The following is a 22,454-nucleotide window of genomic DNA, read 5'->3' as shown; positions in this document are numbered from 1 at the left end:
GTAAAGATGTACCGTTTTACCGAATAGACGGGACGTACTTCATTTGATAAAAAACTGAAAAAACAGCGATTTACATCAAACTTACATCAATTGATGCAGAAATCGGTGCAAACAAGAGAAAATCGCATAATTAGTGCAATGAGTGGGCAATTCCAATCGGGATTGCCCATTTTTAAAACAAACAAAAATACATATCGAAATTTACAGGAGGAATATATATGGTTGGAAGAATTTATCATGTAGGACTAACGGTTTCTGATTTGGAACGCTCAATTGCATTCTACAGAGATGTCCTTGGGCTTGAGTTTCAAGGAGAGATTTTTATGGAAGGCGAAGAAACAGATAAAATGTTTCGTAGAGTAAATTGCAAAGCAAGGGTCGCTTATTTGAATGGCTCCAAGGTTGTTGAAGCACCGCCAGTTGAGCTGATTCAGTTTGTAAACAACGAAGTAAAGAAAGTTCCCTCTGATTTGTTTACAACATCCATCTCGGAAGTATGTTTCTACACAAATGATATTGATTCTGCTTACAAACATCTCGTAGATAATAATGTGGAGTGCTTGTCTGAACCGCAGTATTTCGATTTTAGAGCAGATGGATTTGGGGAAAGCAGAGCGTTTTATTTCAGAGACCCGGATGGAATCATTCTTGAGATGATGCAGCCGCTTTAATGAAAAATGGTAAGTACAGGAAAGCGGCAACTTTCTGTTTGTCAGGTTGTCCTTTGAGAGAGGAGAAATCCTTTTCTCAAAGGGCTTTTTCTATTTATACAGATATTCGCAAACTACAAGATAAAGCTAAAACTTCATATACTCTAAGCACAAGGAGGTTGAGGTTTGGCTATGAATAACAGTTTAGCAGAAGTACGCCCGGAACTTGTTTCGGAGTGGTCGGAGAAGAATTTACCGCTTACACCTGATAATATTACCTTCGGCTCAAATAAAAAAGTATGGTGGAAAGGTACTTGCGGTCACGAATGGCAGACAAGCGTTAAGGCTCGTTCCAATGGAGAAAAATGCCCGATATGTTCCGGTGCGAGAGTGATTGCAGGTATTAACGATTTGACGACATTAGAGCCATTACTGGTGAAACAGTGGTCGAAAAAGAATAAGATAAAACCGACAGAGGTTTCTATTGGTTCTCATAAGAAAGTGATTTGGAGATGTGAGAAAGGACACGAGTGGGAAGCTGCCATTAAGAGCAGGACAATAAATAAAACAGGTTGCCCGTATTGCTCCCACAATAAAGTGTTGGCAGGATTTAATGACCTTGCAACGCTTCTGCCGGATGTAGCAGCCGAGTGGTCGGACAGAAATTATCCGTTACTTTCAACTCAGGTTACGGTCTTTGCCAATCGTAAGGCTTGGTGGAGGTGTAAGGATTGCGGCAGAGAGTGGAACACCCTTATTTCTACCCGTTCCGGTGGGAGTAAATGCCCGTATTGCAGTGGGTACATATTCTCGAAAGGGTTTAACGATTTGCAGACAACACACCCTGAAATTGCTTCGGAGTGGTCGGAGAAGAACTTGCCTTTGAAACCTGATGAAGTAAATGCAAAGTCGAGGAAAAACGTCTGGTGGAAGTGCAGAAAATGCGGTAATGAGTGGAAATCCGTTGTCAATGCCCGTGTGAAAGGTACGGTATGCCCCGTTTGTGCAGAGAGAGAAGTCCTTGCCGGATATAATGATTTGGCGACAACGGACAGTCAGCTTCTCAGTGAATGGGATTATGAGCAGAATAAATTGAAGCCGACAGAGGTATCACGAACTTCAGCAAAGAGAGCGTGGTGGAAATGCAGGCACGGTCATTCATGGAGTATGAAGATAAATGAAAGGACGATATTGAATAAAGGCTGCCGAATTTGTGAGCAAGAATATTTATCTCTATTTCCTGCTTTGGCTGTCAGCTATTATTCTAATAAGAAAGGCTTGAAAGCAGAACTTGGTTCTGACCGATTGCTTGGAGTTCCGCTTGAAACATACATACCTTCAGAAAAGTTGGCTATTGAGTCAGGAAGTGCTGACGAGAATATAGAAATAATGAAAGCATATATGTGTGAGCAACGAGGAATAAGACTGATTAAACTGCCGATGAAAGGCACTGAACTGGATTATGCCGACAGCTTAAAAAGAGCTTTTCAGAACGTACATATATTTATTTCTTCTGATACAGAGGAAGATGTGGAGATAATCAAAAATACATTTGAAAGATGGAGGGACAGCCAATGAGAGAGAAAACCTATCATCTATACTTAAATGAAGAAGAACGAAGCCGAGTGATACAATCGCTCATTGAACTGAAGAACAATTTAGCAGCTCAGGGACGATACACCGATGCAGTAGATGATGTCCTCTGCAAAGTGCTGGAAGCAAAGAAAAAGAAATTGAAAATTGAATACATTTAGAACGTGTTTTGCCGTCTGTTTCCTAACCGGAGCAGACGGCTTTTTTAATTTCCAAAAATTTTTTTGAAATATTTTTGGAAAAGCGGAGATTTTGGGTGTGCATTTCATACCCCTTTGTCCAAATGAGTGAAGGGGTTCATTCCGGATAGCAAAAACGGAAGCCTTTTCGCTTGAAAATTGAATAAGTCATTCACTAAGACTTTATTTCTGATGATAGCCACTTTAGCAGGTACGCCGTGATTTCTGTATTTCAGAATAGCGAGAACTCCGGTTATGAGTATCAGGTTGCTCCTGATATGGCGATGACAGTCAGAATGATAATGATACTTCTCTACGGAGCTGGCGGAGTACCCGGCAGAGGTTAGAATCCTATGATACAGATAAGCAGTCTGTTCCTTAGTGACTTCCCATAAGCATTTTGCTTGGCAAGGGGTGTTGAGAACAAATATTGCTATGACCGATTAGGAAATGAGTCGGTCAGGTACATAGCCATAATGCGGTGGCTATGAATTTTCAGAAAGGAGGGCAAAAAGAAGTGTCAAACTGCAAAACGATTTCCGTATGTAACCAGAAAGGCGGAGTCGGAAAAACCACCACAACAGTTAATCTTGGAGTCGGGCTTGCAATGCAGGGCAAGAAAGTATTGCTCATAGACGCAGACCCGCAGGGCGATTTAACGACTTGTCTTGGTTGGCAGGATACAGACGGCTTGGGTATCACGCTTGCAACGAAACTCACAGATGTAATCAATGAAACGATGACAGACCCTATGGTTGGTATCCTGCACCACGAAGAAGGTGTTGACCTTGTTCCGGCAAACCTTGAGCTTTCAGCAATGGAATTTAACCTTGTAAACGCAATGAGCAGAGAAACTACACTCAAGAATTATCTGAGTCAAGTGAAGAACAGATATGATTATGTAATTATAGACTGTATGCCTTCACTTGGTATGGTTACGCTCAATGCTTTATCGGCGGCAGACAGTGTTATCATTCCGGTTCAGGCTCAGTATTTGCCTGCAAAGGGGATGACACAGCTTGTGCAGACCATTTCAAAAGTAAAGAAGTATATCAATCCGGATATTAAGATAGACGGTATGCTGCTTACTTTGGTGGATAGCCGAACAAACCTTGCAAAGAGTACGGTGGAAGCACTCAGGGCAAACTTCGGTAATCAGATAAGAATGTATCGAACACAAATCCCGATTGCCGTAAAAGCCGCTGAAACTTCTTCCAAAGGCAAGAGCATTTATGCTTATGAGCCAAACAGCACAGTGTCTAAGGCATACGCTGAATTTACAAAGGAGGTGTTAGCCGATGGCAGGAAGAAAGAGCGACTTCACTCTCACGAAGCTCGATGATTTATTTACCACGCAGGCACAGAGAGATGAAGAACAGCTTTCAAAAATCCGAGATATTCCATTGGAGCTAATTGATGATTTCCCCGACCACCCGTTTAAGGTCAGGGACGATGAAGATATGATGCAGCTTGTGGAGAGTGTCAAGGAAAGAGGAGTGATTACTCCGGCAACGGTAAGGCAGAAAGAGGACGGCAGATACGAACTTGTTTCAGGACACAGACGAAAGCGAGCTTGTGAACTGGCAGGATTTGAAACACTGAGAAGTGAGATTGTAGACCTGAACAGAGATGAAGCGACCATTTTAATGGTTGAGAGTAATTTCCAGAGGTCAGAGATATTGCCAAGTGAAAAAGCCTTTGCCTATAAAATGCGTTTGGAAGCAATGAAAAGACAAGCAGGCAGACCAGCAAAAAATAATTCCCCAGTGGGGAACAATTTAGAGTTTGCAAAGTCAAGCGATGAACTTGCTGATAAGACGGGCGAAAGCAAAAATCAAATTTACCGATATGTTCGTCTGACAAACCTTGTTCCTGAATTGCTTGAATTTGTTGATGAGGGGCGTATTAAAATGCGTCCTGCCGTGGAACTTTCTTATCTTGATGAAGATTGCCAGCGTGATGTGGTTGACGAAATCGACCTAAATGACGCAACCCCGTCACACGACCAGACAATCCGTATGCGAAAGTTATTCAACGAGGGCAACCTTACAACCGAAGCAATCCACGCTGTTATGTCTGAGGAAAAGCCGAACCAAAAGGAAAAAATCGTGTTGAGGGGCGACAGAGTAAGACAGCTTATCCCGAAAAACATTCCCGTCAGTCAGACGGAGGATTTTGTCTGCAAAGCATTGGAGCATTACAACAAGTTTTTGCGTAATCGTGCAGAACGTGACAGCAGATAGCCTGAGTTACAGTTCCCCTTTCTCACACTCTAACCCCTTAGTTATACTTCTACCTACCGAAAATGATATATATTATCTCACTTGAATATAACTATCTCAAAGTATATGTCTATCTCTAAGGGGCAATCGCACAGTATGAACGGACTGGAGGTGTATGGTAAAATGAAAAATTAACGAAAAATCCGCATTTGTTTTTCGGCAGGTAAATCTTGTCGTAAGAGAAAATCCACAAAGGCACATCGTAGAGATACGGTGTGTTTTTCAATTTTTACAGGAGGAAACGCAATGATAAAGTCAAAATTCAAAAGAGTCACGTCGCTTTTCTTGGCGACCCTTATGTGTGTGACCACTTTTGCAGGCATTGGCTCGACAACAGCATATGCTGCTTCGGGAGAAAAAGCCGATGTTTATATGGTCGATTTCCCTCGTGATGGCGATGCTAATTACGATGGGGTATGGGGACATAGCAATTTGACCTTGAAAAATGGTTGGCATACCGGACGTTCCAATTTTACCAATCTTAAGGCTATTGGCTCATACTCAGGCAATGTTGCTTATTGTATTGAGCCTGGAATTTCGCTCAAGGTCGGTCAGACAATGAATAAGTATGACGAAAATTATTTTAATAACCTTGCATCCAACGGGGTTATTTCCGGAGATGAAATCCGTCTTTTCGTTGGTCGTATTTTACAGTATGGCTATCGTGGGACAATCTCGACATCTTGGAGGTCACAGAATGAAGCAGCAGCAAACAGCATTGCACAGGCTTATGCCACACAGCTTCTTATCTGGGAAACTGTTATCGGAGAGCGTGATGTGAACTTCAATCATGTAGCAGCCAGTGGTTGCAGCAATGTGAAAGATGTCATCAATGCAAAGCATCCGCTTCGCAATAAGATTTTCAGTTATTACAACAGTATGGTGCAGAGTGTACAGAACCATGCGACCATACCGAGTTTTTGTAATAAATCATCCGGTTCGGCAAAGACAATAGAACTTGAGTGGAACGGAAGCAAGTACACAACTACTCTGACAGATTCCAATAATGTGCTGTCCAAATATAATTTCAAGGCAAGCATCAGTGGAGTGAGCTTTTCAGTGAATGGTAACAAACTTACGGTTTCTATGGATACAGCACCGAGTAAGGAATTTACCATTACCGCAACCAAGAAAAATGCAGTCCGCAGAGGTGTGGTTGTATGGTCAGAGGGCAAACACGGTCAGAATTCCAGTGTGCAGGATGTTGTCAGCTATGCTCAGGAAGTAAGCGACAGTATCAACGGTTATGTGAAGATGAAAGTCAGCTATGGTTCTTGTCAGATTGTAAAGACCAGTGAGGACGGCAAGGTTGACGGTATTAACTTCACGATTACCGGAAACGGTATCAATCAGACGGTTACAACAGCCAATGGCGGTAAGTTCCAGATTGATAACCTTATGCCGGGTATCTATACTGTAACCGAGCAGGCATACGATAAGTACGAGCCGCAGGAAACACATAGAGTTACTGTTGTAGCAGGACAGGTTGCAAAGGTCAATTTTAATAACAAATTGAAGCGTGGCGACCTTCAGGTAGTGAAGTCCTCAGAAGATAATCTTGTTGAAGGTATGAAGTTCCATCTTTTCGGTACTTCTCTTTCCGGTGCTGCTGTTGACCAGTATGCAGTTACAGACAAAAACGGTGTGGCAACTTTCAAAGATGTGCTTATCAGTGGTTCTGAACCATATACTCTTGAAGAAGTGGACACAGCTATCCGTTATGTTGTACCGAAAAATCAGACTGCACCAGTGAAGTGGAAAGAAGTAACCACAAGAAACTTCAATAACATTTTGAAGAAATTTACTGTAACAGTAACAAAGAGCGACGCTGAGAAAGGCGAAGCACAGGGCAATGCCAAACTTTCGGGAGCAGTTTATGGTATCTATAAGGGCGAAACGATTGTAGATAAGTATGTTACTGATGAAAACGGTCAGTTCACTACTAAAGAATATGTTTGTGATACCGACTGGACAATCCGAGAAATTACACCGTCAGAGGGATATTTGCTTGATAAGACTATCCATGAAGTAGGTACAGACCCGAAACTTTATGAGGTGGAACACAACCTTACTTCCAATGATGTAACCGAGCAGGTAATCAAAGGCAATGTGGCTATCATCAAACATACCGATGACGGAGAAACAAAGATTGAAACACCTGAAAAGGGTGCTTCCTTTGAGATTTACCTGAAATCTGCCGGAAGCTATGACGCAGCCAATAAAGACGAGAGAGATACTATCGTATGCGATGAAAATGGCTTCGGTCAGACAAAAGATATGCCGTATGGTATTTATACCGTACACCAGACTTCCGGTTGGGAAGGCAGAGAGATGATGGACGATTTTGATGTGTTCATTTCACAGAACGCACAGACCTACCGTTATCTTATCAATAACCGTAACTTTGAGAGTTTTGTCAATGTAGTCAAGGTGGACGCAGAAAGCGGAAAGAGTATTCCGTATGCAGGAGCAGGATTTAAGATTTACGACCCACAGGGCAATCAGGTCAAAATGACCTTTACTTATCCGACACCGACCACGATTGATGTGTTCTATACCGACGCAAATGGTTCTCTTGTAACACCTGAGAAATTAGATTACGGCAAGGGATATTCCATCGTAGAGGTACAAGCTCCATACGGATATGTACTTGATGATACTCCGGTATATTTTGATATTACCGAAGAAAATTCCACAGAGGAAGGCGGCGTAACTGTTGTGAAAGTCAATAAGCCGAATATGGCACAGAAAGGTACTATCACGGTTGAAAAGACCGGAGAAGTATTTAGTGGTGTCAATGTAAGTGGTTCTGAGGACAGTGATGTTATTTATCAGCCTGTTTATGAAGTGGCAGGACTTGAGGGTGCAGTTTATGAAGTCCGTGCTGCGGAAGATATTAGTACACCGGACGGTACACTCCGCTATTCAAAGGGCGAAGTGGTAGATACTATCACAACAAGCTCCGATGGATTTGTTAAGAGCAAAGAACTTTATCTCGGAAAATACGAGGTCAAGGAAATTACCGCACCTTATGGAATGGTAATCAGTGGCGAAACACATACGGTTGAGCTTACTTATGCAGGTCAGAATATCTCTGTTACCGAAACTTCCACATCATTCTATAACGAAAGACAGAAAGTTCAGGTAAGCCTTGCAAAAGCCATTGAAAAGGATAAGACATTTGGTATTGGCGACAACGGAGAAATCAAAAATATCAGCTTTGGTCTTTATGCCGCAGAAGATATTGTATCTGCAAGCGGTACCGTTATTCCGGCTGATGGACTGATTGAGATTATCAGCGTAAATGAAAATGGAACTGCTGTTATGAAGTCAGACCTTCCGTTTGGCAAATACTATGTCAAAGAGATTGCAACCGATGAGCATTATATTCTCTCTGATACGAAGTATCCGGTTGTATTTGAATACGCAGGTCAGGATACCGCAACGGTTGAAATCAAAGTGAATGACGGAAAAGAAATCAAGAATGAACTTATCTATGGTTCTGTATCAGGTAAGAAGATTGACGAGAATGGAGCAGCACTTGAGGGTGCTGTTATCGGTATCTTCAAAGCCGAAGAAACAGAATTTACAAAGGATACTGCACTTATGACGACTACCTCTGCAAAAGACGGTAGTTTTTCTTTTGCAAAAGTTCCTTATGGCAAATGGATTGTAAGAGAAATCGAGCAGCCAAAGGGATTTGTTCTTGATGAAAAAGCGTATGAGGTCAATATCAGCAAAGCCGAGCAGGTAGTTGAAATTGAGATTGTCAATGAGTATGTTCACGGCAATATCAGACTCACGAAGATGGACGCTGAATATCCAGATAACAAACTTACGGGTGCAACCTTTGAGGTATATAAGGACACCAATGAGAACGGAAAGATTGATGATGGCGATGAACTTATCGGAAATCTTAAAGAAACCGAAACCGGAATTTATGAGATGAAAGAGCTTCTTTACGGAAAATATATTGTCCGTGAAACAAAAGCACCAGAGGGCTTCCTGCTTGATAAGGGAGAATACTCTGTTTTCATTGAGAAAGACGAAACAACTTATTCCGTTGAGAATAAGGCTGGTGTTGGATTTATCAATGAAGCTATGCGTGGAACACTGAAAATCGTCAAGACATCTTCAGATGGTAAGGTTAAAGGTTTTGCGTTCAGAGTAACCGGAGCAAACGGTTATGATATGACATTTGAAACAGATAAGAACGGCGAAATCGTGATTGAGGGACTTCGTATTGGCGAATATACCGTATCAGAAGTGGCAAACAATGCGTCTGCCGCATATATCACACCTGCCGACCAGAATGTTACTATCAAACTTGATGAAACAGCCGTTGTAAAAATGCACAATGAGTTAAGAGATACTCCGAAAACAGGAGATGATACCAATATGAAACTTTGGTATGTCCTTGCCGGACTTTCTGCTGTCGGTATCGCTGTAACTTCTGTTGTTGCACACAAAAAGAAGAAAAAGGAGAGTAACGAGTAATGGAAGCAAAGACAATTATCGCTATCGCATTAGTCGCCGTTATTGTCGGCGGCTTTATCTTTCTTCAGGTTAAAAACCGTAAGAAGTAAGTAACAAGCGAACATTAACCAGTCGGGGCAGAGCGTAAAAACTCTGTCCCTTTAATTTTTGGAGGAACATTATGAAACAACAGAAAACGGTGGAGAGCCGAGTGCTTGAAATCTTAAAGGAATGCCCGATGTCGAGGTATGATGATATGCTTCTCATTCTGCATTATTACAACCAATACGGATATATACCTGCCGGAAATCTTCCGCTTGAGGATATTGTATTTAATTACCGAGCATACGGACTTCCTTGTTTTGAAACCATACGCAGGGCAAGGCAGAGAGTACAGTCCCTTTTTCCTGAGTATTCACGTAATCCGCAGAAAGAAGAACAGAGCGGCAGTATTTCTATTGTAATCAACATTAGCTAAGGAGGTATTTTCGTGAAAGACAAAGCAACTTTTCAGAATAAGGTCAAGGTGCTGAATAAACTCTTTGACTCCGGTTGTGATACGGAGAAAAAGTTGCAGCAGCTTGATATGGAAGCAATCCTGAAAATCCCGAATATCACGATTCCTGATATGGGTGTGATTATGGAGCTTCAGAAGAATACAAAGTCCGGTAAACTCTTTTCGTATTTGGGCGGCGGTTCTGATGAAGCAACAAAAATGAGAGGTAAGGAAAATGAAGCAACAGGAGAATAGAGCAGAGCCGCAGGAAAAGCAAATTCGATTTATAGACAGTCATTACAACTTAAAATTCTATATTCCCGATGGTGGAAAAATCAGGATTACTTTTCGTGATGGACACACAGCAGACAGAGTGTGCAAGTATATTGATGACTACCATTTGTATGTCGGAAATTGCTGCTATCATATATGCGAGTTTGCTGAAAAAATGGAGCTTAGTGGAAGCAAAGTTGAACCTATCAATCAATCCGAACCGTCAAAAAACAAGACCAGAAACAGAGAAAAACAGCGATAAGGAGGTGCAAGAGTAATGGCACGAAAATATGACCTTATTTCTGAGCTTTACAACCGCACCTGCAAAACGGTTGTGTCAAATCCTCAGAACTGGCAGGCATTCTTAGCTTCGGCTTGCCGAAATTATAAGTTACGCTATGACGAACAGCTTCTTGTATATGCACAGCGACCCGATGCAACAGCGGTTCTTGAGATAGAGCAGTGGAACAAAATTTTTGGTAGATGGGTCAACCGAGGTGCAAGAGGTATTGCTGTTTTTGCTGATGAGAACCGTTCACGGCAAAGACTGACACATTACTTTGATATTTCAGATACTCACGAAAGCAGATATTCAAGAACAGTTCCGATTTGGGATATGCGTCAGGAATACGAAGCTGATGTGATTGAGACATTGGAAAGCACTTTCGGAGAGATTGAGAATAAGAGCAGTCTTGCCGAAGCAATTATGGGAGCAGCAAGAAATGCGGCAGAGGATAATATCCCTGATTATCTGCAAGACCTTTACTATGCAACCGAGGGCAGTTCCTTTGAGGAAGTGGAAGAGGATATTGTGGCTTTCATTTATAAAAATGTCGTGACAAATAGTGTGGCATATATGATGATGTCAAGGCTTGGCGTTGATACGGACGGCTATTTTGAACTTGATGATTTCAGAGATGTTACTAACTTCAATACGCAGGAAACACTCAATGCACTTGGATTTGCTACCAGTGATATTGCAGAAATGGGATTGACGGAAATATCTAAAACAATTACTGCACTCAACCGTCAAAATCGCATAATTGTCGGTCAGGACAGAAATGAATACAATAAGGTTGAAAATAACGACGAAAGGAGTTTGGACAATGAACGAACTGACCTACACGATGGTGGGCGATTACAGCCTTCCGAACCTGAAACTTCCCCAGCAGCCGGAAGTGACGCTGGGCAGATACGCTCAGATGAGGAGAGAGTTTCTGAAGGAACATCACAGAGTCCTTTACTACAATCTCCTGACGAGGGGCGAACTGACACAGCACTTGGCGGAAGTGGAACAGAGAGCCAGCAAGATGGAGGAAACAATCCTGAGCCAGATGGCACAGAAAGAGGGAGTGACCGAACAGATGAAAGCGGAGGATATGATGAAATGGGTTCGTCTGATGAACTCCCTTCGCAGCTCGGCACAGGAAATCGTGAAAGCGGAAGTGATATTCGCTTAGAGTATTACGATAGAACGCACGAGGATAAAAGCCTTCCGTTCTTTGGACGTGATGAAGTAATCAATGAAATTCTCAGAACGACACCACATTTGTCAGCAAGTCTGGAAGAAATCAAAGATTATTATGAACGTAATCCTGATAACAAAGACCGCACAGAGTATGTAAAGAGTATTTTCAATAATGATTATACCGAACTTACTTTAGAGGATGGCAGGACAGTAGGGTACAAGACCTTTGAAAACGTTCTGCATTTGTGGGAGGGCAAATACGACAGCAGAACCGCACAGAGCTTTTATGATTGGGCTGTTATTGCCCGACATTTTGAAGCTATGCGATTACTGGGAGAATTAAGTGACAGCATAAAACCATTACCGTCAATGGACGGTCAGATGACATTCATATTAGACGGTCGGGCAGAGGAAAAGAAAACCTCTGCCTTTACTTTTTCTCAGGAGATTATCGACGCTGTTCTTGCGAATGGAAGCGGATTTTCTGAGGGAAAAATGCGTATCTATGAGCAGTTTGAAAAAAGCCTTTCTGCAAAAGAAAATGCCGACTTCTTGAAAAATGAATACGGTTGGGGCGGTTCTTATCCCGTCATAATCGGAGCAGGCATTGATGAGAGCCACGATGGAAAAGGTATTACGATTACGAAAGGTATCGGTAAAGAGAAGCCACATATCACGCTTTCGTGGTCGCAGGTGGAGAAGCGTATCGGGGAACTTATCCGAATGGACAGATACTTAAATCCAAAGGAAAAAGAACACTATCCTCAGTGGCTCGAAAGCCAAGAGGAACGCAGAGCCAAAATCGAGGAAACGAAAAGAAACCGTGAGATACTCTCTAATGCACCACCGGAGCAGGAACTAGCCGAAAAAGAACCTGAAGAAGCGGAAATATCGCAAGATGTGAAATATGAATATCATCTTGGCGATAAGGTGTATATCGGTGCTTCTGAGTACGAAATCTTATCTGTTGATGATGAGAGAGTAATGCTCTATGACTATGATATGCCACTGTTCAATAAGGAATTTTCACGCACAGAGTTTGACAGAAAAGTGCGTGAGAATCCGATGAATGAGCATTTGATTGTAAAGGAAGAACCTGCCGAAGAAAGAAATGAAAAAGAGCCTGAGCCGGTAGTTCCCGCTTGGGAGCAGAAGAAAAAAGTCAAAGGTTTTGACTTGCACCCTGATGTGTCTATGGCAGAACGTCACACCTTTAATCTCAGAGAAAATGAGGTTGAAACAGTTGGTAAAAAGGAACGCTTCCGCAGAAATATTATGGCGATACAGCTTCTTAAAAAATGTCAGGAAGAAAACAGATTTGCCACTCCTGAAGAACAGATTATCTTATCAAAGTATGTCGGTTGGGGTGGGCTTTCAGAAGCCTTTGATGAAAATAATTCAGCGTGGGCAACGGAATATCTGGAACTTTCTTCGGTATTAACACCGGAGGAATATGCTTCGGCAAGAGAAAGCACATTGACTGCGTTCTACACGCCACCTGAAGTTATCACAGCCATTTATAAGGCAATGGAGCAGATGGGCTTTAAGGAAGGCAACTTGTTAGAGCCGTCCTGCGGTATCGGTAATTTCATCGGTATGCTGCCGGACGCAATGCAGGACAGTAAGATTTATGGTGTGGAACTTGATACGATTTCCGCAGGGATTGCACAGCAGCTTTACCAGAAAACAACCATTGCGGCACAAGGATTTGAAGAAACCAATCTGCCGGACAGCTTCTTTGATGGAGTGGTTGGCAATGTGCCTTTTGGAGATTTTAAGGTGTTAGATAAAAGGTACGACAAGCATAAGTTCCTGATACACGATTACTTTTTTGCCAAGTCCCTTGATAAGTTAAGACCCGGCGGTGTGATGGCTCTTGTAACGAGCAAAGGCACAATGGATAAGGAAACTTTAGCAGTACGAAAGTATATTGCACAGAGAGCAGAGCTTCTTGGAGCAATTCGATTGCCGAATAATACCTTTAAGGGTAATGCAGGAACGGAAGTCGTTTCGGATATTCTTATCCTGCAAAAGCGTGACAGACTGATAGATATTGAGCCGGATTGGGTTCATCTTGATGCCGATGAGAACGGAATTAAGATGAACTCGTATTTTGTGCAGCACCCCGAAATGATACTTGGAGAAATGAAAATGGTATCGGGGCGTTTCGGTATGGAAGCAACTTGTGTGCCGTATGAAAATGCAGACCTTGCAGCACAGCTTGATGAAGCAGTAGCAAACATTCACGGAGAAATCACGGAATATGAAGTCGAGGAAGAACTGGAGGAGGAAGATAATTCTATTCCGGCAGACCCGACAGTGAGAAACTTTTCCTATACAGTGGTGGACAATAAAATCTATTATCGTGAAAATTCCCGTATGACTCCGGTGGAAGTGTCGGCAACCGCAGAGAACCGAATTAAGGGTATGATTGCTATTAGAAATTCCGTCAGAACGCTGATTGAATTGCAGACAGAAGATTACCCTGACAGCGAAATCAAAGCGGAGCAGGAGCGATTAAACAGACTTTATGATACCTTTTCAGGTAAGTACGGACTCATTAACAGCCGTGCAAATACCTCTGCTTTTTCGCAGGACAGTTCATTCTCTTTGCTTTCCGCATTGGAGATAATCGGAGAGGACGGAGAACTGGAACGTAAGGCTGATATGTTTTCTAAGAGGACAATTAAGCCGCATACTCCGGTTACTTCTGTTGATACGGCAAGCGAAGCGTTGGCGGTATCTCTTGGAGAAAAAGCCACGATTGATATGGACTATATGATGGAGCTTTCCGGTAAATCGGAGAATGAAATCTTTGAGGACTTAAAGGGTGTTATCTTCCTAAACCCGCTTTATGAGTATGGAAATTCTTACGAACCGAAGTATCTGATGGCTGATGAATACCTTTCGGGTAATGTCAAGGAAAAGCTGAAGATTGCAAAGAACTCGGCAGAACTCTATCCGGAAGATTATAAGGTCAATGTAGAAGCACTTCAAAAGGTGCAGCCGAAAGACCTGACTGCAAGTGAAATTTCCGTGCGACTTGGTGCAACTTGGTTGCCACCGGACGATGTGCAGGAGTTTATCTTTCATTTGCTTGAAACACCACGCTATGCACAGTGGAATATCAAAGTTCACTTCTCTCCATTTACGAGTGAGTGGAATATTGAGGGCAAATCCTATGACAAAGGAAATGTAAGGGCATATAACACTTACGGAACTTCCCGCATCAATGCCTATAAGATTATTGAGGAAACGCTGAATTTAAAAGATGTGCGTATCTTTGATTATATCGAAGATGATGAGGGAAAGAAAAAGGCTGTCCTAAATAAAAAGGAAACAGCGATTGCTCAGTCGAAGCAGGAAATGATTAAGCAGGAATTTCAGGACTGGATATGGTCTGACCCTGAACGAAGGGAAAGGCTTTGCAAATCTTACAATGAGAAATTCAATAGCGTCAGACCTCGTGAGTATGATGGAAGTCATATCATCTTCAATGGTATGAATCCTGAAATTGAACTCAGGGAACATCAGAAAAATGCGGTTGCTCATATCCTTTACGGAGGAAATACACTTCTTGCACACGCAGTCGGAGCAGGAAAAACTTTTGAAATGGTAGCGGCAGCACAGGAGTCGAAAAGGCTTGGGCTTTGTAACAAGTCACTGTTTGTTGTACCAAATCACTTGACCGAACAATGGGCGGCTGAGTATTTGCAGCTCTATCCGGCGGCGAATATCCTTGTCGCAACAAAGAAAGATTTTGAAACCAAGAACCGTAAAAAGTTCTGCGGCAGGATTGCAACTGGAGATTATGACGCAGTTATCATCGGACATTCACAGTTTGAAAAAATCCCGATGTCCATTGAAAGACAGAGGGCAATCTTAGAACAGCAGCTTGAGGAGATAACGGGAGGAATTGCGGAACTCAAGCGAAACCGAGGGGAAAACTTCTCCATAAAGCAGCTTGAAAAGTCAAAGAAATCTATCAGGCAGAAACTTGATAAACTCAATGACCAGACGAAAAAAGATGATGTTGTAACCTTTGAGGAACTTGGTGTAGACAGACTTTTTGTTGATGAAAGCCATTATTACAAGAACCTTTATCTTTATACAAAAATGCGTAATGTGGGCGGTATCGCACAGACGGAAGCACAGAAATCTTCCGACCTCTTTATGAAGTGTCGTTACCTTGACGAGATTACCGGAGGACGAGGAACCGTATTTGCAACGGGTACACCTATCTCAAACAGTATGGTGGAACTCTATACGATACAGCGATATTTGCAGTACAACACGCTTGTGAAAAATGGGTTGCAGCACTTTGATGCCTGGGCTTCCACTTTCGGAGAAACCATTACGGCAGTGGAACTTACACCGGAAGGAACAGGATACAGAGCAAAGACAAGGTTCGCAAAATTCTATAACTTGCCGGAACTAATGGCGATGTTCAAGGAGATTGCGGACATTAAGACAGCAGATATGTTGAACCTGCCAGTACCGGAAGCAAAGTACCATAACATTGCAGTAAAGCCATCGGAAATGCAGAAGGAGATGGTTGCTTCCCTTGCAGAGAGAGCCGAGCAGGTGCGTGGCGGCGGTGTGGATTCAAGCGTAGATAATATGCTGAAAATCACGAATGACGGAAGAAAACTGGCTCTTGACCAGCGTATGCTAAACGATATGCTGCCTGATTTTGAGGGCAGTAAAATCAATGCCTGCGTCGATAACATCTATCGGATATGGAAAGAAAATGCCGACAAGAAATCGGCACAGCTTGTGTTTTGTGACCTTTCCACGCCGAAGAATGACGGCACATTTTCCGTCTATAACGACATCAGAAAGAAGCTGATTGAGAGAGGTATTCCTGAAAGTGAAGTGAAGTTCATACACGAAGCCGATACGGATATGAAGAAAAAAGAACTGTTTCAAAAGACCCGCAAGGGAGAAGTCAGGGTGCTTCTTGGCTCTACTCAGAAGATGGGAGCAGGAACGAATGTGCAGGATAAACTTATCGCACTTCACGATGTGGATTGTCCGTGGCGACCTTCAGATTTGGAGCAGCGTTCCGGTAGAATTGTCCGTCAGGGCAATGAAAATCCGAAGGTAGATATTTACCGTTATGTAACAGAGCAGACCTTTGATGCATACCTCTATCAGCTTGTGGAAGGTAAGCAGAAGTTCGCAAGTCAGATTATGACGAGCAAATCTCCGGTCAGGTCGGCAGAGGATATTGATGAAACCGCACTGTCCTATGCGGAGATAAAAATGCTTGCAACAGGTAATCCATATATCAAAGAAAAGATGGACTTAGACATTCAAGTACAGAAGCTAAAGATGTTAAAATCCAATTTCTTATCAGAGAAATACGGACTGGAGGATAAGGTCATCAAGTTCTATCCACAACAGATTGCTTACTTGAAATCCCGTGTAGAGGGACTTACAAAAGATGTTGAAACAGCAAAATTACACCCGAAACCGATAGACGAGCAGCCGCTTGGAATGATGGTATCGGGTGTTTCTTATTCCGAAAAAGTCGAAGCAGGTCAGGCAATCATCAATGCCTGCAAGTCAATGAACAGTCCTGATGCGATACCACTTGGCGAGTACCGTGGCTTTCAAATGGAACTGTATTTTGATACGGTTCAGCGTAATTATGTTGTGAAATTAAAAGGCGAAACAAGCAGAGATGTACCGCTTGGCGATGATTCTCACGGTAATATCGTGAGAATAGATAACGGCATTGAACGCTTTGAAGAAGCACTTGCTGATACGAAAAACAGCCTTGAAAATACGGAAAAGCAGTTTGAAACAGCGAAGCAGGAAATCGAAAAGCCGTTTGCCAAAGAGGAAGAATTGAGGGCAAAAACTGCTCGACTTGATGAGCTGAATATCCTGCTCAATATGGATAAAAAGGAAAATGAGATTGTCGGCGGAGAGCCTGATGAGGGCGAAGCAGTCGGCGGCAGAAAGGAGAAATCGTATGAGAGATAAACAGGAAGGCGGTGGTCGATATGCCATTTATCGCACCTGAGTTAATCATTCAGGCGAAGCAGATGGACTTATTAACCTACCTGAGAAATTATGAACCGTATGAGCTGGTTAAGTTTTCAGGTAACACCTATTGCACCAGAACCCACGATAGTTTGAAGATTTCAAACGGGAAATGGATATGGTGGTCGAGAGGTATCGGTGGCAGGAGTGCTTTGGATTATCTGATTAAGGTTAAAGGTTACAGCTTCCTTGAAGCGGTGGAAACCATTATCGGACACACAGCGATTCAGGCTCCGGTCTATGAAAAACCACAGCCAAAAGAGGAAAATAAACCACTTCTTCTCCCTGAAAAATGTGCTTCCAACAGAGTGATTACAGAGTATCTTTTCGGGAGAGGAATAGATTTTGAAATCATCAATTACTGTATCTCTAATGACCTTATCTTTGAGAGCCTGCCGTATCACAATGTTGTGTTTGTAGGCTATGACGAGAAGAAAGAACCGAAATATGCAGCCTACCGTTCCACGAATAAGCGTAGGATTATGGGCGATTGCAGTGGCAGTAAAAAAGATTATTCTTTTCGGCTTGGTAAGGAAAACTTGGAGGAAGTACACCTCTTTGAGTGTGCCATAGACCTGTTATCCTATGCCACGCTTGCGAAGCTGAACGGGCAGGATTGGAAAGAAATGAGCTTTGTTTCGCTGTCCGGGGTGTATTCTCCGGCAAAGAAAATTGAGGACAGTAAAGTGCCGATTGCACTGGAAAAGTATCTTGGCAGTAACCCATCTGTCAGGAAAATCCGTATCCATTTTGACAATGATATAGCGGGCAGAAAGGCAGCACAGACCTTAAAAACTATTCTGCCGGGTAAGTATGAAATCGTTGATGAGCCACCAAAAGCAGGTAAGGACTTCAACGATTTTCTTTGTATGCGGATGGGAATTTACAATAAAAAAATACACGAAAGGAATGAAGAACGATGAATGATTCTAAGATTAAAGTTCTCTTGGTAGAACCGGAAAAGTACCCGAAGGAAATTGTAATCGACGACAGTCTGGAAGCAATGCAGGAGGTTGTCGGCGGGGATATTGAGGAATATATGCCCTTTGATGATGACGTTGCAATCATCTGTAATGAGGAAGGAAAGATGAGAGGACTTCCGCTTAATCGTGCTGTTTATGTGCAGGACAACGATAAGAAAGAGATGGTTGATATTATCTGCGGCAAGTTCTTTATCTGTTATGCACCGCCTGAGAGTGAGAGCTTTCAGAGCTTGCCGGACGATATGATGAAGAAGTATAAGGAACAGTTCAAGTATCCTGAACGCTTTTCTAAGGAAGTGGGCGGCAATATCGTGGCTGAACCTTTTAAGCCGAAATCAAAGGATTATGAGAGATAGTAGCCTGAGAACGGGGCAACCCAGAGGAGATGTTTAATCTTAGCGAGCAGACCATTTGGATAAACATAGTTTCCCAAACGGTAAAAGGCTCGTTAGGGGTTGCCCCTAATACCCCGTGAGAAAGGAGAACTTGATTTGAGAGAGTTATTACTTATCGCCGCTGGGACACTGCTCGGCAGTTGTCTTGGCGTTACGATGATGTGCTTATTCCAGATTAACAAAGATTGCAGAGTAAAGAGAAAGGAAGATACCGATTATGAGAAAGAGAAACATTCAGAAGATTGTACGCTTTAACCGCAAGGAAGCACAGGACTTGGCAGCAAAGGCAAAGAAGGCTTGTCTTTCCGAAGCAGGACTTATCCGTTTACTTATCAGAGGTTACGAGCCGAAAGAGAAACCCGATGACCGCTTCTATGATGTGATGAGAGAACTGTCCTCTATCGGTAATAACATCAATCAGCTTGCGGCTAAAGCGAATACACTTGGTTTCATTGACGCACCTATGCTGAAGAATGAAGCTGCAAAGTGGAATAAGTTCCAGTCAGAGATTGAGAGGACATATCTTCGTCCAAATCAGAGCGAAATGAAATGGCAGTAACAAAGTTGTGGTCGGTAACAGAAAGGCTCGGTCAGGTCATTGACTATGCAACCAATCCCGAAAAGACTTCTGCAAATATCAAAAGGGAGTTTTCACCGGAACAGTATCAGGCTCTTGCTGATGTTATTGCTTATGCAAAGGATGAAGAAAAAACAGAGCGAGAATTTTATGTTGAGGGTATCAACTGTAATGTGGCGATTGCCCGTGACCAGTTCATAACGGTTAAGGAACAGTACCAAAAGACAGACGGTATCCAAGCCTATCACGGATATTTGAGTTTCAAGGAAACAGATATATCTCCTGAGATGGCACAGAAAATCGGAATGGAATTTGCAAATGAAGTGTGGGGTAAAAGATTTCAGGTTGTTGTGACAACCCATCTGAACACAAAGCACCTGCATTGCCATTTTGTCATCAACTCTATTTCTTTTGTCGATGGCAAACATTTGTGGGGAGAGGAAAAAGCGTGGTTCAAATTCCGAAAAGTTGCAGACAGAATTTGTGAGAAGTACGGACTTTACTATGACCCGAATCCGAACCGCAGTAAGCAGTCGGATTATCTGACGATGAAAGAAAAGGCAGGTATGCCGACACGCTACTCGGTTGCAAAAGAAGCCATTGATTATGCTATCGACCACAGCAAGACCCTGAAAGAATTTCAGTTTGCTCTCAAGGAAATGGGATATGCCTATAACCTAAGTCCAAGCCGAAAATACTGGACGGTCATTCCAAAGGGATACGATAAGCCGATACGACTGAAAAATCTCGGAGCAGATTATACCAATGACCGGATTGTAGAGCGTATCAAAGAAAATCGTGACAGATGGGCAGAGATTGAGCCGTTCCAGAGGGCGACTTACAAGCCAAGACAGTACCGTATGCAGACCAGAGGGCAGAAGCTGAAAAAGAAAGGCGGACTTTATGGGCTGTATCTGTATTACTGTTACAGACTTGGTTATCTGCCCAAGTATAAGAAACAGAATAACGCAAGGCTTCATTATCTTTTGAAAGATGATTTGATGAAGCTCGATAAGATTACTGATGAAGTAAGGCTGCTCGGACGAGAAAATATTTCCACGGACGAACAGCTTTTTTCATATAAGACTTCCTTAGAGGAGCAGATGAAAAATCTGATTGCCGGAAGAACACATCTCCGAAAAAAGATAAGAACAAATATTGATGATGGTCAGCTTCAGGCGGCAAAAGATGAAATCGCTTCTATCAATGGAGAATTGAAAAAACTCCGACGGGAAGTAAAACTCTGCGAGGATATTGCGGAGAGGTCAAAGGTTATGGAAGAAAACCTTGAGCATATCGAAACAGAGGAACAAAAACAGCAGAGAAAGGAGAAATCACGCTATGAACAACGGTGGTGACGCAGCAGAGCAGGTCGTTAGGCTTTCGCTTGAAGGATTTGAAGTTGCTGCAAGATTAAGCGGTTCGGCGGCGAAGAATATCGCATTGCTTTTGGTATCGGTTCTGAAGCAGGAACAAAAGACGAAGGGCAAAGCAAGGCTTACCAATATGATTAAGTCAGGCAAGGAGCTGAAAGTCTTTTCCATTCCGCAAAAGGATTTGAAGAAGTTTACCGAACAGGCAAAACGCTATGGCGTTCTTTATTGTGTCCTCAGAGATAAGAACACAAAGGGAGAGAACACTCCGGTAGATATTATTGCAAGAGCAGAGGACGCTTCTAAAATTCAGCGTATCGTTGAAAGATTTGAACTTGGCAAGGTGGATAAGGCTTCGATTGTCAGTGAAGCAGAGAAGGCTATCGCAGACCGTGAAGCGGTTGAGAAAGAAAAGCCGACCAAATCCAAAAGTGAAATCATTATGGAAGAAGCAGTCAGAAATCCAATGCAGAAAGAGGAGCGAGCAAACGCAAACCCCTCAGTCGCCAAAACAGACAAAAGCCCTCTGTCAAGGCAAAACTCAGAGCCGGTAGAAACGCAATCTGATAAGGGTGTTGCAAAGCCAGTGGAAAAGCCATCGGTCAAAGAGAAACTTGACCGTTACAAGGCACAGGCAAAACAGCAAAAAGAAGCAGAGCGTAAAGAGCCGGAGGTTAAGAAAGACGGCAAGAAGCCGCAGCAGAAAAACGGTCAGACGGTACACCGTCAGCCGAAGAAGAAACCCAAAACAAAAGAGAGGTAATTCACTATGACAAATGATTTCAAACCCGCAAAGGCTGGCGGTAATCAGCCGAGATTATCCAAAGAGGAGTATGCAGAAAAGAAGCGAGCAGAAAAAGAAAAGGTCTATCAGATGATTGATGACGCTTCCCGTGAGATTGTGAGTGACCCTGAGAAATTCAAGAGTTTTCTTGATACGCAGAGTCGAATGGACAGATATTCCGCAGCAAATGCTCTCCTTATTTACAGTCAGTATCCGCAGGCGACACAGCTTAAAGATTTTGATGATTGGGGTAAGGACAATGTGAAGATTACCAAAGGGGCAAAGAGTATTTCTATCCTTGAACCAGTGGAATACACAAGAGCAGATGGTTCTCCGGGTATTTCCTACAATGTCAAAAAGGTATTTGATGTTACGCAGACAAATGGAAGAAAAGCTCCGGCAGTATCAGCAAACCGTGACCCGAAAGCACTTATTACGACAATGCTTGATGTATCTCCGGTGGAGGTTGCGGCAACCGATGAACTTCCGTATCCGAATATGGCAGCTTTCTATAATAATGAAAAGCAGACCTTGTATGTGAAGCGTAATGTGGGCGACAGCGTAGCAGTTGCTCAGTGTGTCGCTCAGGAACTTGGACACGCACAGCTTTCCATCAACAGCGAAAGTTACAGCCGCAGGGATATGGGCTTTCAGGCAGTGTGTATCGGATATATGATTTGCAAGAAGTATGGCGTAGATACACAGAATTTTGCAATTAACCGTATTCCGGAGGGACTGGCTTCCAAAGAGCCGAAAGAAATCCGTGCGGAGCTTTCCAGGGCACGAAATGCAATGGCAGAAATTCACAGTCATATCTCTGATGAAATGTTCCGCAAGAAGCAGGAGCGTTCAAAGGACTATGAGAGATAACGGA

Annotated in this window: 17 protein-coding genes; all 17 read left to right on the top strand. The window is 42.8% G+C overall.

Annotated features, from left to right (window positions below):
• Positions 1-218: 218 nt before the first annotated feature.
• Positions 219-671 carry a VOC family protein gene (locus WMO37_RS09255; protein ID WP_147585470.1) on the top strand — a complete coding sequence of 151 codons (453 nt, stop codon included), beginning with the start codon at positions 219-221 and terminating at the stop codon, positions 669-671.
• Positions 672-842: 171 nt separating this feature from the next.
• A complete protein-coding gene (locus WMO37_RS09250; RefSeq protein ID WP_349154856.1) occupies positions 843-2,228 on the top strand; it encodes a zinc-ribbon domain-containing protein in 1,386 nt (461 codons plus the stop codon).
• The gene (locus WMO37_RS09245) at positions 2,225-2,404 is read left to right on the top strand and encodes a hypothetical protein (RefSeq protein WP_002594660.1); all 180 of its coding nucleotides are present in this window, start codon (positions 2,225-2,227) and stop codon (positions 2,402-2,404) included. The genes WMO37_RS09250 and WMO37_RS09245 overlap by 4 nt, the downstream gene beginning before the upstream one ends.
• Positions 2,405-2,939: 535 nt before the next feature.
• Positions 2,940-3,764 carry a ParA family protein gene (locus WMO37_RS09240; RefSeq protein ID WP_054754259.1) on the top strand — a complete coding sequence of 275 codons (825 nt, stop codon included), beginning with the start codon at positions 2,940-2,942 and terminating at the stop codon, positions 3,762-3,764.
• Positions 3,721-4,665 (top strand): ParB/RepB/Spo0J family partition protein, encoded by a 945-nt coding sequence (locus WMO37_RS09235; protein WP_087212021.1) that lies wholly within the window; start codon positions 3,721-3,723, stop codon positions 4,663-4,665. Before WMO37_RS09240 ends, WMO37_RS09235 begins: the two co-directional genes overlap by 44 nt.
• Positions 4,666-4,950: 285 nt before the next feature.
• Entirely contained in the window at positions 4,951-9,201 is a 4,251-nt protein-coding gene (locus WMO37_RS09230; protein ID WP_349154855.1) for a SpaA isopeptide-forming pilin-related protein, read from the top strand.
• A 160-nt stretch (positions 9,202-9,361) separates the two neighbouring features.
• Positions 9,362-9,658 carry a hypothetical protein gene (locus WMO37_RS09225; protein WP_015512770.1) on the top strand — a complete coding sequence of 99 codons (297 nt, stop codon included), beginning with the start codon at positions 9,362-9,364 and terminating at the stop codon, positions 9,656-9,658.
• A 12-nt stretch (positions 9,659-9,670) separates the two neighbouring features.
• Positions 9,671-9,931, top strand: coding sequence for a hypothetical protein (locus tag WMO37_RS09220; protein WP_023920501.1), 261 nt, complete (start codon positions 9,671-9,673; stop codon positions 9,929-9,931).
• Positions 9,912-10,211, top strand: coding sequence for a hypothetical protein (locus WMO37_RS09215; RefSeq protein ID WP_055233347.1), 300 nt, complete (start codon positions 9,912-9,914; stop codon positions 10,209-10,211). Before WMO37_RS09220 ends, WMO37_RS09215 begins: the two co-directional genes overlap by 20 nt.
• A gap of 15 nt (positions 10,212-10,226) precedes the next feature.
• The gene (locus WMO37_RS09205; protein WP_436970280.1) at positions 10,227-17,408 is read left to right on the top strand and encodes a helicase-like domain-containing protein; all 7,182 of its coding nucleotides are present in this window, start codon (positions 10,227-10,229) and stop codon (positions 17,406-17,408) included.
• Positions 17,409-17,428: 20 nt separating this feature from the next.
• Complete coding sequence (locus WMO37_RS09200; protein ID WP_349154853.1) at positions 17,429-18,391, top strand: DUF3991 and toprim domain-containing protein; 963 nt, start codon at positions 17,429-17,431, stop codon at positions 18,389-18,391.
• Positions 18,388-18,807, top strand: a complete 420-nt coding sequence (locus WMO37_RS09195; protein ID WP_055166874.1) for a DUF3846 domain-containing protein — start codon at positions 18,388-18,390, stop codon at positions 18,805-18,807. The genes WMO37_RS09200 and WMO37_RS09195 overlap by 4 nt, the downstream gene beginning before the upstream one ends.
• A 135-nt stretch (positions 18,808-18,942) precedes the next feature.
• Entirely contained in the window at positions 18,943-19,101 is a 159-nt protein-coding gene (locus tag WMO37_RS09190) for a DUF3789 domain-containing protein (RefSeq protein WP_087203228.1), read from the top strand.
• The gene (locus WMO37_RS09185; RefSeq protein ID WP_002594670.1) at positions 19,064-19,405 is read left to right on the top strand and encodes a plasmid mobilization protein; all 342 of its coding nucleotides are present in this window, start codon (positions 19,064-19,066) and stop codon (positions 19,403-19,405) included. Before WMO37_RS09190 ends, WMO37_RS09185 begins: the two co-directional genes overlap by 38 nt.
• Complete coding sequence (locus tag WMO37_RS09180; RefSeq protein WP_148336038.1) at positions 19,396-20,781, top strand: relaxase/mobilization nuclease domain-containing protein; 1,386 nt, start codon at positions 19,396-19,398, stop codon at positions 20,779-20,781. The genes WMO37_RS09185 and WMO37_RS09180 overlap by 10 nt, the downstream gene beginning before the upstream one ends.
• Positions 20,765-21,559 (top strand): PcfB family protein, encoded by a 795-nt coding sequence (locus WMO37_RS09175; protein ID WP_148486020.1) that lies wholly within the window; start codon positions 20,765-20,767, stop codon positions 21,557-21,559. The genes WMO37_RS09180 and WMO37_RS09175 overlap by 17 nt, the downstream gene beginning before the upstream one ends.
• A 6-nt stretch (positions 21,560-21,565) precedes the next feature.
• Positions 21,566-22,450: an LtrC-like protein gene (locus tag WMO37_RS09170; protein WP_349154852.1), complete on the top strand. Its 885-nt coding sequence runs from the start codon at positions 21,566-21,568 to the stop codon at positions 22,448-22,450.
• The last annotated feature ends 4 nt before the right edge of the window (positions 22,451-22,454 follow it).

The organism is Lachnospira intestinalis, from assembly GCF_040095895.1.
Classification (GTDB): Bacteria; Bacillota; Clostridia; order Lachnospirales; family Lachnospiraceae; genus Lachnospira; species Lachnospira intestinalis.
This window is presented reverse-complemented; position numbering and strand designations above follow the sequence as displayed.